This is a genomic window from Kineococcus gurbantunggutensis (assembly GCF_050871925.1).
Taxonomy (GTDB): domain Bacteria; phylum Actinomycetota; class Actinomycetes; order Actinomycetales; family Kineococcaceae; genus Kineococcus.
The window spans coordinates 1-11551 of record NZ_JBJLSG010000155.1 but is presented as its reverse complement, the minus strand read 5'-3'; the positions used below and the strand labels follow the sequence as shown (position 1 = coordinate 11551).

The following is an 11551-nucleotide window of genomic DNA, read 5'->3' as shown; positions in this document are numbered from 1 at the left end:
GGTTGCCGCCAGCCTGGGCGTGCGGGTGATCGCCGAGGGGGTGGAGAACCAGGCCCAGCGCGAGCACCTGGCCGGTGCGGGGGTGCGGCTGCTGCAGGGCTACCACCTGGCCCGCCCGCAGAGCGCGCAGGAGATCACCACCTTGCTCACCGGCTGAGCCGTGCACCGTGCGCTGCCTGCACGGGCAGCGCACGCGCCCAGGAGGTGTACCCCCTTGTAGGGGCAGCAGCCAGGAGGGCGGTGCTCGAGCGTGCCGCTCCTGCTCGGGTTGCTCGCGCCCACCGCCGCCGCGTTCAGGTCGCCGCGTTCAGGTCGCCGCGTTCAGGTCGCCGCGTTCAGGTCGCCGCGTTCAGGTCGCCGCGTTCAGGTCGCCGCGTTCAGGTCGCCGCGTTCAGGTCGCCGCGTTCAGGTCGCCAGGCTGAACCAGACGGCCTTGCCCTCTTCCTGGGGCTCAACGCCCCAGTCCTCGCTGATGTAGTCGACCAGCGTCATCCCGCGCCCGGACTCCTCGTGCTCACCGGCCTGGCGCGGCGCAGGGAAGCTGGAGGTCCCGCCGTCGCTGACCGTCACGCGCAGACCCGCGCTGCCATCGCAGTCCACGCGCACCGAGATCGGGGGCGCGGCGTAGCGGATGCCGTTGGTGACCAGCTCGGAGACCAGCAGCTGCGCGCTGTCGAGCACGGAAGCGGCGTGCACCGGGCAGATGGCACCGCGCAGGAAGCGGCGGGCCCGGCTGGGTGATCGCTCGTCCAGCGGCAGTTCCAGCAGCATCGTCGGGGTCACCTCGCACATGCAGCCCGCTCGCCCGCTCTCATCAGACCCCTCACGGCGCTTCCTGCAACAGCATCTCGCGACCGGCTGCCCGAGGACGCTCCCAACCGTGTCGCGCGTGATGAGCACACCACCGGGGCACCGCCGCGCAGGGCCACAGGTGTTGTGGGCTAGCGGCTCGCGCGCTGGCGCGGCACGGCACCCGCAGGCACGGCGCCCGCAGGCACGGCACCCGCGGGCACGGCGCCCGCCGCGGCGATGTGCCCGTGCAGCAGGCCGTGGCGGTGGGCGCCGGCGTGGGCGCGATCGTGCACGCCCAGCTTGCGGAAGAGCACCTTGGCGTGGGACTTGACGGTGTCCTCCGCCAGGTACAGCTGCTGGCCGATCTGCAGGTTGCTCAAGCCTTCGCTGATGCCGTGCAGGACCTGCTGCTCGCGCTCCTTCAGGGCCTGAAGCGCGTGAGGTGCCGCCGCCGGGCGAGCCGGCCTGGCCGGGTGCGAGGAGCTCCCCGCGGTGCGCAGGGCGTGGGCGAGCACCGCGCTCACCTCGTGCGCGCAGGCGTCGTGGTCGAGGTAGCCGCGCGCACCGGCGCGCACGGCCTGCTCCACATCGCGCCTGGCCGCCGGCGTGCTGAGGTCGGCGGACACCAGCAGCACCAGGTGCGGCTGGCGGGCCAGCAGGGCCTGCACCGCCTCCGGTGCGCTGAGGTCGGGCAGGTGGGCGCTGAGCAGCACCAGGGAGGGCGCTTGCATCGTGATCGCCCGCAGGGCCTCTTCCCCCGTGGCGGTCGCGATCACCCGGGTGGTCCCGGGTGAGGCGCTGGCCGCGCGCTGCAGCGCCTGGCAGCGCGATCGCTGGTTCTCACACAGCAGTACCGAAGCCACCGGTCGTGCTGCACCCACACCGCCGAGCACGCCCGCCCGCACCTGGTCGGCGACGCCACCGTCGATGCCGAGCACCGCGCCAACCCGCTGGTGCAGCGCTTCGGTCTGGCCAGCTACGCCGGCGTCCCGGTGCACCAGCGCGACGGCTCGGTCACCGGCACGGTGTGCGTGCTGGACACCCGCCCGCGCACCTTCACCAGCGCCGACGTGCACGCCCTGCAGCACCTGGCCCAGCAGGTGCAGCAGCTCGTGCACCGCCCCTCGGCCATCTAAAGGTTGTCCCGTAATGCTGATGACGGTCGGCGTTGGGACCAACCGCGGGTTAGTACTGCAACGGCACTTGTGCTAGAAGATGCTGTCGTGGTGGTGGACACGGCCCTGACGGAGCTGGATCGGCTGCACGCGCGGATCGCGTCCCGCTTCGCGCGGGCGGAACCGCGGGCGCGGGTGCGCACCTACGTAGCCGGCTTGGCGGCGGGCTTGGAGCGCAAGAACGGCTGGACGCTGGCCGAGCAGGCCGGTGAGGTGTCCCCGGACGGGATGCAGCGGCTGCTGCGCAAGGCCGACTGGGACGTCGGCGGGGTCCGTGACGACGTCCGCGACCACGTCGTGCAGCACCTCGGTTCCGCTGACGGCGTGCTGATCGTGGACGAGACCGGCTTCTTGAAGAAGGGCCTGCGCTCGGCGGGGGTGCAGCGGCAGTACTCCGGCACCGCCGGCCGCATCGAGAACTCCCAAATCGGCACCTTCCTGGCCTACGCCTCCGCGCGGGGGCACGCGCTGATCGACCGCGAGCTCTACCTGCCGAGGTCGTGGACGCAGGATCGCGACCGCTGCCGCGCCGCCGGCGTGCCCGACGACGTGGAGTTCGCCACCAAGACCGTCCAAGCCCGGCAGATGATCGCCCGCGCGCTGGCCGCCGACGTGCCGTTCGCGTGGGTCACCGCTGACGAGGTGTACGGGCAGGACACCGAGCTGCGCCTGTGGCTGGAGAACCAGGACGTCGCGCACGTGCTGTCCTGCAAGAGCAGCCAGACCATCATCACGGCTGAGGCGACCTGGCGTCGCGCTGCTGAGCTCATCGCCGAGTTGCCGGCGCGGGCGTGGCGCAGCTACAGCACCGGTGCCGGTGCGCACGGCGAGCGGATCAGCGAGTGGGCGCGGGTCCCGATCCGCGTCGCCTGGCGAGCAGGGCGCGGGCACTGGCTGCTGGCCCGCCGATCGATCAGCAGCGGCGAGCTGGCGTACTACCTCTGCTACGGACCGCGTGGAACCTCACTGGCGGAGCTGGCCCGCATCGCCGGTTCGCGCTGGCGGATCGAGGAGTGCTTCCAGCAGGCCAAGAACGAAGCCGGTCTGGACCAGTACCAGGTGCGCGACTACCGGGCGTGGTACGCGCACATTCCCCCGCAGGCGGGAGGTGCCCCCTCCCTGTCGATGCTGACGTTGGCCTGGTTGTCGGCCACTCGTTCCCAGTTGGCTGGAGCCGCCGAAAAGGGGGGCGCCGAGCCGGTCGTCACCACCTGAAGCACGGCGGCGCGGGCGGGTTGATCGGCTACACCGTGCCCGAGGTCCGCCGCCTGCTGGCCAAGCTGGTGCTGACCGCTGAGCACAGCGTCGAGCACGTCTGGCAATGGTCGACCTGGCGTCGCCGGCGTCAGCACCAAGCACGGCTGTGCCACTACCGGCGGCACGGGCACGTCCCACCGTAAGTGCCGTTGCAGTATTAGCCCATGTCCTCACGCAAGCCCGAGGTTGTACAGCCGCGCGATGCCGCTCATGGCGTGCTGGACCCCGCTGCCACGCAGACGGCAGTCACGCAGAACCTTCCAGCACTTCAGGCGCGCCAGGGTGTGCTCGACGCGGGCACGCACGCGCCGGTGGTCGGTGTTGTGAGCTTCCTTCCACCCCGGTAGGTCCTCACCCGGTGTGCGCCGGTGCGGGATGAGCAGTCCGGTACCGAGGTAGCCGCCGTCGGCGATGACGGTGCGTCCTCGTACGTGCTGGTGCACGCCTGAGTCGACCCACGCCTTGGAGTCGTTGCGGTTGCCGGGCAAGGGCTGCCCGAGCGCTACGACCAGGTGCGTGTCGGCATCGATGACGACCTGGTGGTTGGTGCTGTAGCGGTAGTTCTTACTGGACGCGGCGATCGAGCGGTCTCGGGTGGGCACCAGGGTGCCGTCCACGATCAACACGCTGTCACTGCCGCACTTGCGACGTGGAGCCAAGGCCAAGCGGGGTGCGAGGTCGTGAATCATCCGGTCTGCAGCCGACTTCGAGACCCCGAACAACGGCGCGATCTGACGCAGGGTCAGGTTCGTACGCCAGTACGCCGCCACCAGCAGCACCCGGTCTTGCAGCGGCAACTTCCACGGCCGACCCCGCCCCGGACCATCAGCGCCAGCGCGCCGCAACTGCGTCAGCAACCGGGCGAAGGCCTGCGGCGAGATCCCCGTGAATGGCTCGATCCACGACGCTTGCGACGCTGAGATCACACCCATGTCGACATGATGTCATCCTGCACCCACCCCTTACGGGACAGCCTTTAGCCTCGCTTTTTCGCGAATTGACGGCTGAGGCCATCGATGGGGGATCAGCTGCCCGATCCGGTGACAGGTCAGTGTCACTGAATCCTGCAGCACACCCTGAAACGTCACGGCTTTGACGCCGCTTCTTGATGAGTCAGGATGGCGATCATGCCCCAGCGGTACCCGGCCGAGGTCAGGGAGCGAGCGGGGCGGTTGGTCCTCGATCGCCAGGGCGACTACCGCTCGCTGCGTGCGGCGTCCGTGGCGATGTCGGTCATGAGCTGGACTTCCGCGCCCACGGTGGTGCCCACCTGCTGATGACCCCTCCCTCCAGGCTGCCAGGCGCTACGGGCGCGCGCTCAGGAGGTGCTGTGAGGCTCAGCCCACTGCGGCGCCGGGCAGGTGGGGCCGGGCAGGTGACGCCGGTGCGTGAACTGCTGCGTGTTCAGGTGCCTTCCTCGTAGGCGCCCTTCTCGTTCAGGTGCCTTCCGTGTCGGCACGGCGCGGGCCGAGGTTCTGCTCGTGGTGCTGGTCCTGCTCGTAGTCCTGCTGCTGGTGGTGGCGGTGGAGCATGCGGGCGGCGTCGCCGGCGAGCAGGGCGAGCTCTTCGTCGGCTTGCTCGGGGGTGCTGACGCCGTCCAGGAGGAAGGTGAGCTGCTCGGGGTCGGTGTAGTAGCGGCGGATGTGCTGGTGCAGCTGCTGGGCGCTGGGGTGGTGCAGGCCCAGGCGGTGGGTGAGGGCCAGGATGTCGTCGGCGTCCTTGGCGCGCTGGGCGAGCAGCTTGGTGGCCAGCAGGAAGGCGTCGTCGGCGTAGGTGATGCGCAGGCCGGGCTGGTGCGGTGGGGTCAGGGCGCCGGCGGGCAGCGGTGGCATCCACAGGGCGGCGGCGGGGTTGAGCCAGTTGGTGGGCAGGTGGTGCTCGGTGGCCAGGGCGCGGGCTTCGTCCAGGACGGCGGCCAGGGTGTCGGGGGTGCTGAGGGCGTCGACGTCCTGGGTCAGGCGGCCGGTGCGCAGGCCGGTGGCGGCGATGGCGGCGCCGCCGACGATGAAGAGGGCAGCGGCCACGCCGCGCTGGTGCAGGCGCTGGTGCAGTTGGGTGAGCAGGTGGGTGATCTGCGTGGCGTCCAGCTCGTGCGGGTTGCTGTGCGTGTGATCGGGCTCGTGCTGGTGCTGGTGCCCGGGCTGGCGCCCTTGTGCGTTCACGCGGTGCTCATGCGGTGATCAGGTCGCGGCGGGGGACGTAGACGTTCAGCTGGCGCAGCCAGGGCGGGGTCTGGGCCTTGACGCGCTCGGGGCTGAGGAAGGGGTGCTGCGGGATCCACGGCTGGGGCAGGGGCTGCGGGTGCGCCCAGGTGGGTGGGGTCGAGCCGGCGTCGTGGTGCTCGTGGGCGGTCAGGGCGGCCAGCAGGGTGTCGAAGCCGGGGTGGCAGGTGCTGGTGGGGGCGGCTTCCCAGGCGTCCAGCAGGTCCGGCTGCGGCCCCATCAGTTGCGGCCCCAGCAGTCGCGGTGCCGGTGGTTGCGGTGCCGGTGGTTGCGGTGCCGGTGGCTGCAGTGGGGGCGGTTGCGGTCCGGGTGAGCCGGCGTCACCGCGGGCGGCCTCGGGGGCGGCTTCGGGGGCCTGGTGCGCCAGCGAGTGGTGCAGGAGCAGGCGCAGGTGGTCGCGGCCTTGCAGGAGCATGCGCCAGGCCCACGGCTCGTCGCCGGTGCGCAGGTGGTGACGGATGGCGGTGGCGGTGGCGGGGGCGGACATCAGGCCGCGCTCGCGGGTGGCGGCCAGGGCGTGGGCCAGGCGGTGTGCGCGCAGCAGGGTGCGTGCGGCGGGGGAGACGGTGCCGGTCAGGTAGGTGGACAGGCGTGGGGCGGAGGTGCCCAGGGCGGTGGCGAAGGCTGCTTGGGTCAGGCCGCTGGTGGTCACGGCGGTGTGCAGCAGGGCGCTGACCGCGGCGGTGTCCGGGTCCTGGGTGACCGGAGCGTGGGTGTCGTTGGCGTGGGTGTCGGGGTGGTGAGCTGCTCGAGCTCGTGACTCGTGGGTGCTGGCACCAGGGATGCGGGTGCTTCGAGCGCGGTTGGGGTGCTCGATCGCGCTGGTCACGCGGATCAGCATAGCGTTATCTGTTCCGATAAGATGTTGTGGTCGTCGCTGGCGTGCACCGGGGTCGCCGGTGCCCTGGGAGTGAGGTGGCGGGCCCACGGGCACGTCAGGGTGCGGGCGGGGTGCTGTCCGTCGTCGAGGCTGTTGCCCCGGCTGTGACGCCCGCCGGGTGCGCTCGCCGGTGCCGGTGCACCACCGCCGATGCGGCTGTGGAGCTGCCGCCGGCGGCGAAAGCGCCAGGTGCTCAGCGCTCGGTGTCTTTAGCCTGGCCTGGTGGACGATCAGGAGCTGCTGGCCGAGCTCGGGCGGCGGCTGCGCGAGTACACCGGTGCGCAGATCAGCTACGTCGAGGGGGTCTTCGTGCTGCACCGGTGGGACGGTGAGGTGCAGGATCCGCCGTTGCGGTTGCACGTCGGTGCTGAGCAGCTGGCCCGGTTTTGCCGGGTGGATGAGGGCAGCGCGAACGCGTTGTGGCCTGATGTGCCGGTGCAGGTGGCGGGGTTGAACCTGCTGCTGGTGCACCTGGAGGAGGTGCTGGCGTGGGCGCTGCAGAGCGCGCCGCAGCGCCGGCACGTGGTGCTCGAGCCGCGTCTGGCGGTGCTGAGCGATCCGGCGGTGCTGGAGGAGCAGGACCCCCCGCCGCCGGTGCTGCCGCAGGTGCCGGCGGGGGAGCGCGGGTGGTGCGCGTACGCGCCCTTGACGGGTGAGTCCTTCCCCGCGGGACAGCCGCCGAGCGCAGCTGGTGTCCAGGCCGGTGATGGGCAGGTCGGTGAGGACGAGGACGGCGAGCTCTCACGCTGAACCCCACCGCTGGATCCCGCACAGGGCGCTGCGGTGAACCCGCTGGTTCGAGCTGCAGCACCCCCCTGGGTCCTCAGGCTCCGGGCCGCGGGCCCGCTGCCCGGTCCACCACCTCGAGCGCGCAGCGCCCCGGTGGTCCACCTGTTCCGCTGCTCGCTGCGCGCAGCGCAGTGAGCAGGACCTTCGCGTGCACCAGCGAGCGCAGCGAGGTGGTGCACGCCCACCCTCACGAGGAACTGCCGAGCGCAGCGAGGGAGTTTCCACCGCAGCCGCGAAACCCGCTGTACCACCAAGTTGGCCGCGCCGGTGCCGCGCAGCGGCACTCGAGCCGCTCCAGCGGCTCGCCCCAGCCGAGGCGCGCAGCGCCTCGGCACTCACCGCGCTGACGAGGTGGCGCTGTCGCGCCGACGGTGTGTGACCACCCTGCCGGGGTGCGTCAGCCGAGGCGTTCGGCCAGGGAGATGGTGATCCCCTCCGGTCTGCGCACGTACGCCATCCGCCAGGTGTGCTGGTGCTCACCCACGCCGCCGACCAGGCCGTAGCCGTCCGCGGCCAGCCGCTGCAAGAGCGCGTCGAGGTCGTCGACCTCGAAGGCGACGTTGCGCAAGCCCGGCTCGGTGGCCATCGCTGTGGGCGATCCGATCTGGTGCTCGGGCCGGGTGGAGCTGGACAGCTCCAGCAGGGTGCCCCCGTGCGGCGCTCGCAGCACCACGATCCGGGTGTGCGAGCCGGGGATGCCGATGACGGTGTCCAGGAAGTCGCCCTCGACGTCCATCGGGCCCGCCTGGACCTGCAGGCCCAGGGCGAGGAAGAAGGTGCTGACGTGGTCCAGGTCGGCGACGGTGATGCCGACGTGGTCGAAGCGCTGGATCGTTGGCACGAGGTCTTCTCCGGTGCTCGTCGTGCGCTCGTCGTGCGGGCCTGCACGGCCGGCTGGCACCAGTGGTGGTCGGTGGCGTTTGGTGGCGTTTGGTGGCGGTAGGTGGCGGCCGGTGGTCGGTGCCCGGTGGCGCTCAACCGTCCTAGGGGTCCTGCAGGTGGACCAGGTCGTTGCCGTCGGGGTCGCTGAAGTGGAACACCGCCGGCACGCCCTGCCGGCGCAGCACCGCCTCGTTGTGCAGCACCACCCCCGGCGTATGCGCCAGTCGGGCGTGCGCGGTATCGGCGTCGAGTGTGCCCAGCCGCACCGCCATCGGCAGCGCGCTGCTGGCGGGCTGCAGCACCAGGCCGACCTGCGAGCCGGGCGGGACCACCTCCACCATCCGGACCCCTGGCTGCACCTGCTCGTCGTGGCGCACACCAAGGTCTCCATCAGACCCGGGCTTTGACAAGTAGCCCGAGCGGAAGACGCCCAGCGCGTGGCAGGACCGCCCGATCCGGACGCCGTCGACGTGCAGCTGCGCGACCAGGCGGAAGCGGACTTCTGGGGGCACCACCTCCTGCACCGCCGCGGCGGCCCTGCGCAGGATCTTGACCTCTTCCTCCAGGTCGCGGATGCGCTTCTTCGCCCCGGTCAGCTCAGCGCTTGCCTGGCTGCTCGCGCCATCGGCCTGGCCGCGGTCGATGAGGTCCTGCTTGCGCCACCGGTGCAGCTCCCCCCACGCTGCGCGTGGGAGGTGCCCCCTCGACTGCGCGACGCCGAGCGGGGCGGCTACATCGCTCACGGTGCGGCCGGCGGCGAGCAGCGCCAGTGCTTGGTGGCGGAAGGCCGGCGGGTAGGACCTGGGCATGGGTGATCCTCCCGGGCGTTCGAGCGGTCACCGTCTCTCAACACCCGAGTCCGGACAAGCGGGTCAAGCTCCCGGGCGTGCTGCCAGCTGAGGCCCCGGCGACCGCGCCGAGTCCGGCCCCACCGGTCGGCACCGATGACGTCCGCTACCCGGCGTGCGGGGCAGGTGCGGAGGAGGTGCGGGGCAGGTCGTCAAGGGTGAAGCGCGGGTGTGCCGGCGCGCGAGCGGCTGCTCGCCGGCAGCGCACGGTGCTTCCTTGGTGCACCGGTGCTTCCTTGGTGCACCGGTGCTTCGTCGGTGCACCGGTACCGGCGCCGCTCAGCCGCAGAGCCCCGACGCGGGGCTCTTCTGCCGGGAGCGGGCGCGCTGGACCCGCCAGGCGCTGAGGTGGAACGTGGTCAGCGCCGTCTCGCTCAGGGCCAGGACCCAGCACGGCCAGCGGCCCCAGGAGACGATCGCGCTCCAGCCGGCCACGGCCAGCGCCAGGCACAGCAGGCCCAGCGCCAAGGACCGTGCCGGTGCGCGGCTCGCGCGCGAGCGGGTCTGCTCCTTCATCGATGCCCAGTCTGACGCCGGACCCCGGTGCGGTTGAACCCGCAACCGGTTGATCGTCGCGTGATGCGCGTCTCAGCGGCGGCAGGTGGTGGCGGTGCGGGTGCGGGTGCGGGTGCACGGCCGTGCGTAGGGTGAGGCCGGTGGGTGAGGCCGGCGGGGCCCAGGACGGCGCGACCGGGCAGGCGCCGGTCGGGCAAGCGCAGGCCTTCCCGGTGATCGCGCTGGTGTGCTCCGCGGGGGGCCTGGCCGCGCTGGTGGAGGTGCTCAGCGCCCTGCCCACCGACCTGCCCGCGGCGCTGATCGTGATCCAGCACCAGGCGCCCGGTGGCGATGACCTGCTGGCGCACGTGCTGCAGCCGCGCACCCTGTTGCCCATCGCCCCGGTGCACGACGGGCTGCTGCTGCGCCCGGGGGTGGTGCACGTGCCCCCGGCCGGGCACCACCTGCTCGTCACCGCCCAGCGGAGCCTGCTGCTGGTGCCGGTCGGTCCGGTGCCCCCGCCGCGGCCCAGCGCGGACCTGCTGCTGTCCAGCCTGGCGCTGGCCGTGGGGTCGGCGGCGATCGCGGTGGTGCTCTCCGGGCGCGGCAGCGACGGGGCCACCGGCGCCACGGTGGTGCACCGCTGCGGCGGTGTGGTGATCGCGGCCTCGCCGCAGGCCAGCGCGCACCCGGACATGCCCCTGGCCACCGCTGAGCGTGATCACATCACCGACCACGTCGCCGAGCCCGCTCGGATCGCCGCGCTGCTGGTGCAGGTGGTCACCGGTACCGCGTTGCGCGCGCAGTGATGCCGGCACCGCGCTGCGCGTGGGGTGAGGGGCGCGCTCGGGCCGGGGGTGCTGGGAAAGCTCGAGCGCGACCTGCTGCGTGGGCGCACCACCGCAGGCCCCGCAGGCTCGCAGGCCCGCGGGTGCCGGCAGGCCCGCGGGTGCCGGCAGGCCCGCGGTGGTGCGCCCGTGCGCCGGTGGCGCGGCGGGCGCCCGGCGGTGACGACCCCGGCCGAGCTGGCCGCCCGTGCCGTGCTGGCCGCCGGGCGCAGCACCGGTGGGGCCGGCGAGGTCGTGGGGGCTCTTGCGCACCACGCGGTGCCGGGCCCTGGGCACCTGGGCGGGCACCTGGGCTGGCACCTGGGCTGGCAGCTGGGCGGGCGCGCGGGGTCACCAGAGACCTCCGGCGGGACGGCGCGGTGGGCCGGGTGCGGGAAGCCGGGTGCGGGAAGCCGGGTGCGGGAAGCCGGGTGCGGGAAGCCGGGTGCGGGAAGCCGGGTGCGGGAAGCCGGGTGCGGGGAACCGCACCACCGGCTCGACCGCACGAGGCGCTGGCGTTTAAGATCGTCGCCGCTACGCAGCGTTTCGGGGCGCTACGCAGTGCTTCCAACATGTGGAGCAGCATGACGCCCTGCACCAGGAGTCCACCATCACCGGCGACGTCGAGGCGAGCAGCCCCAGGGCCGCTGCACCCCGAACGGGTGCGCTTGAGACCGCTGCCCTTGAGACCGCTGCCCTTGAGACCGCTGCCTCTGAGGCCGCTGCCCTTGAGGCGGGTGCGCTGGAGGCGGGTGCGCCCCCGGTGGGCGCGATGCGTCTCAAGGCGCAGGTGCTGCGTGAGCAGACCACGCAGTACCGCCGGCACGCTCAGGACCTGATCGCCCACAGCCACGAGCTCATCGAGCGCGCGCAGCAGGCGCAGCGCCGTGCCCGGGCGGGGCAGGCGCACCCGGCCCGCCGACCCGTGGCGCCGCTCGCACCGGTCCTGCCCGCCGCGAGCGGGCCGGCACCGCTGCACCACCGGCTGGCGGACCGGTTCGGTGAGCAGCTGGGGGAGCAGCTGGTGGACCAGTCGGGGGACCAGTCCGCTGACCAGCTCGCTGGTCCTGGTGGTCCTGGTGGTGAGCTGGAGCTGCAGGCGCGCCTGCTGGCCGCGGTGCAGCGCTTCAGCGCCCTGGACGGCTCGCGCGATCACGCGCAGCAGGCCGGCCAGGCCGGCCAGGCCGGCCAGGCCGGCCAGGCCGGCCAGGTCGGCCAGCTCGGCGAGAGCAGCCAGTCCGGCCGGGGCGGCCACAGCGGTGAGGTCCATCGGGTCGGTGAGGTCCATCGGGTCGGTGAGGTCCATCGGGTCGGTGAGGTCCATCGGGTCGGTGAGGTCCATCGGGTCGGTGAGGTCCATCGGGTCGGTGAGGTCCATCGGGTC

15 protein-coding genes and 1 pseudogene are annotated in these 11551 nt (G+C 72.7%); 8 read left to right on the top strand and 8 right to left on the bottom strand.

Going from position 1 to position 11551, the window contains the following annotated elements:
• Window positions 1-13: 13 nt before the first annotated feature.
• Complete coding sequence (locus ACRYR7_RS20920; RefSeq protein ID WP_432574040.1) at window positions 14-157, top strand: EAL domain-containing protein; 144 nt, start codon at window positions 14-16, stop codon at window positions 155-157.
• Window positions 158-405: 248 nt separating this feature from the next.
• Here the strand turns inward: ACRYR7_RS20920 and ACRYR7_RS20915 are convergent, their stop codons facing one another.
• Window positions 406-792, bottom strand: coding sequence for an ATP-binding protein (locus ACRYR7_RS20915; protein WP_432574038.1), 387 nt, complete (start codon window positions 790-792; stop codon window positions 406-408).
• A 149-nt stretch (window positions 793-941) separates the two neighbouring features.
• Window positions 942-1568, bottom strand: coding sequence for a LuxR C-terminal-related transcriptional regulator (locus tag ACRYR7_RS20910; RefSeq protein WP_432574037.1), 627 nt, complete (start codon window positions 1566-1568; stop codon window positions 942-944).
• Between the two features lie 33 nt (window positions 1569-1601).
• Between ACRYR7_RS20910 and ACRYR7_RS20905 the strand changes: the two genes are divergently transcribed.
• The 3 genes from ACRYR7_RS20905 (at window position 1602) to ACRYR7_RS20895 (ending at window position 3367) form a co-directional block, all read left to right on the top strand.
• Window positions 1602-1928 (top strand): GAF domain-containing protein, encoded by a 327-nt coding sequence (locus ACRYR7_RS20905; protein WP_432574039.1) that lies wholly within the window; start codon window positions 1602-1604, stop codon window positions 1926-1928.
• Window positions 1929-2015: 87 nt separating this feature from the next.
• Complete coding sequence (locus ACRYR7_RS20900) at window positions 2016-3182, top strand: IS701 family transposase (protein WP_432574036.1); 1167 nt, start codon at window positions 2016-2018, stop codon at window positions 3180-3182.
• A gap of 35 nt (window positions 3183-3217) precedes the next feature.
• A complete protein-coding gene (locus ACRYR7_RS20895) occupies window positions 3218-3367 on the top strand; it encodes a hypothetical protein (protein WP_432574041.1) in 150 nt (49 codons plus the stop codon).
• 27 nt (window positions 3368-3394) lie between these two features.
• Here ACRYR7_RS20895 and ACRYR7_RS20890 read toward each other — a convergent pair whose 3' ends face one another.
• On the bottom strand, window positions 3395-4156 hold the full coding sequence (locus ACRYR7_RS20890) for a transposase (protein ID WP_432574035.1): 762 nt from the start codon (window positions 4154-4156) through the stop codon (window positions 3395-3397).
• Between the two features lie 195 nt (window positions 4157-4351).
• Between ACRYR7_RS20890 and ACRYR7_RS20885 the strand changes: the two genes are divergently transcribed.
• Entirely contained in the window at window positions 4352-4501 is a 150-nt protein-coding gene (locus tag ACRYR7_RS20885) for a hypothetical protein (protein WP_432574034.1), read from the top strand.
• A gap of 159 nt (window positions 4502-4660) precedes the next feature.
• Here the strand turns inward: ACRYR7_RS20885 and ACRYR7_RS20880 are convergent, their stop codons facing one another.
• Entirely contained in the window at window positions 4661-5386 is a 726-nt protein-coding gene (locus tag ACRYR7_RS20880) for a hypothetical protein (protein ID WP_432574033.1), read from the bottom strand.
• 7 nt (window positions 5387-5393) lie between these two features.
• Window positions 5394-6275: a hypothetical protein gene (locus ACRYR7_RS20875; RefSeq protein WP_432574032.1), complete on the bottom strand. Its 882-nt coding sequence runs from the start codon at window positions 6273-6275 to the stop codon at window positions 5394-5396.
• Between the two features lie 273 nt (window positions 6276-6548).
• On the opposite strand from ACRYR7_RS20875, the gene ACRYR7_RS20870 reads away from it, so the two are divergent.
• Window positions 6549-7076 (top strand): hypothetical protein, encoded by a 528-nt coding sequence (locus tag ACRYR7_RS20870; protein ID WP_432574031.1) that lies wholly within the window; start codon window positions 6549-6551, stop codon window positions 7074-7076.
• Window positions 7077-7512: 436 nt separating this feature from the next.
• Here the strand turns inward: ACRYR7_RS20870 and ACRYR7_RS20865 are convergent, their stop codons facing one another.
• The 3 genes from ACRYR7_RS20865 to ACRYR7_RS20855 all read right to left on the bottom strand — a co-directional run bounded on the left by ACRYR7_RS20865 (window position 7513) and on the right by ACRYR7_RS20855 (window position 9361).
• Window positions 7513-7956, bottom strand: a complete 444-nt coding sequence (locus tag ACRYR7_RS20865) for a VOC family protein (RefSeq protein WP_432574030.1) — start codon at window positions 7954-7956, stop codon at window positions 7513-7515.
• 142 nt (window positions 7957-8098) lie between these two features.
• The gene (locus tag ACRYR7_RS20860; RefSeq protein WP_432574029.1) at window positions 8099-8806 is read right to left on the bottom strand and encodes a transposase; all 708 of its coding nucleotides are present in this window, start codon (window positions 8804-8806) and stop codon (window positions 8099-8101) included.
• A gap of 318 nt (window positions 8807-9124) precedes the next feature.
• Window positions 9125-9361 (bottom strand): hypothetical protein, encoded by a 237-nt coding sequence (locus ACRYR7_RS20855; RefSeq protein WP_432574028.1) that lies wholly within the window; start codon window positions 9359-9361, stop codon window positions 9125-9127.
• A 140-nt stretch (window positions 9362-9501) separates the two neighbouring features.
• Between ACRYR7_RS20855 and ACRYR7_RS20850 the strand changes: the two genes are divergently transcribed.
• Together ACRYR7_RS20850 and ACRYR7_RS20845 are read left to right on the top strand one after the other, a co-directional pair.
• Window positions 9502-10149: a chemotaxis protein CheB gene (locus tag ACRYR7_RS20850; protein ID WP_432574027.1), complete on the top strand. Its 648-nt coding sequence runs from the start codon at window positions 9502-9504 to the stop codon at window positions 10147-10149.
• A gap of 592 nt (window positions 10150-10741) precedes the next feature.
• Window positions 10742-11551: pseudogene (locus ACRYR7_RS20845) on the top strand (hypothetical protein); the annotation flags it as partial.

What these genes read in the sequence shown, in the direction of transcription:
- ACRYR7_RS20915 (WP_432574038.1), bottom strand. Translation starts at nt 792, where the DNA reads ATGTGCGAGGTGACCCCGACGATGCTGCTGGAACTGCCGCTGGACGAG.
- ACRYR7_RS20860 (WP_432574029.1), bottom strand. Translation starts at nt 8,806, where the DNA reads ATGCCCAGGTCCTACCCGCCGGCCTTCCGCCACCAAGCACTGGCGCTG.
- ACRYR7_RS20855 (WP_432574028.1), bottom strand. Translation starts at nt 9,361, where the DNA reads ATGAAGGAGCAGACCCGCTCGCGCGCGAGCCGCGCACCGGCACGGTCC.
- ACRYR7_RS20890 (WP_432574035.1), bottom strand. Translation starts at nt 4,156, where the DNA reads ATGGGTGTGATCTCAGCGTCGCAAGCGTCGTGGATCGAGCCATTCACG.
- ACRYR7_RS20885 (WP_432574034.1), top strand. Translation starts at nt 4,352, where the DNA reads ATGCCCCAGCGGTACCCGGCCGAGGTCAGGGAGCGAGCGGGGCGGTTG.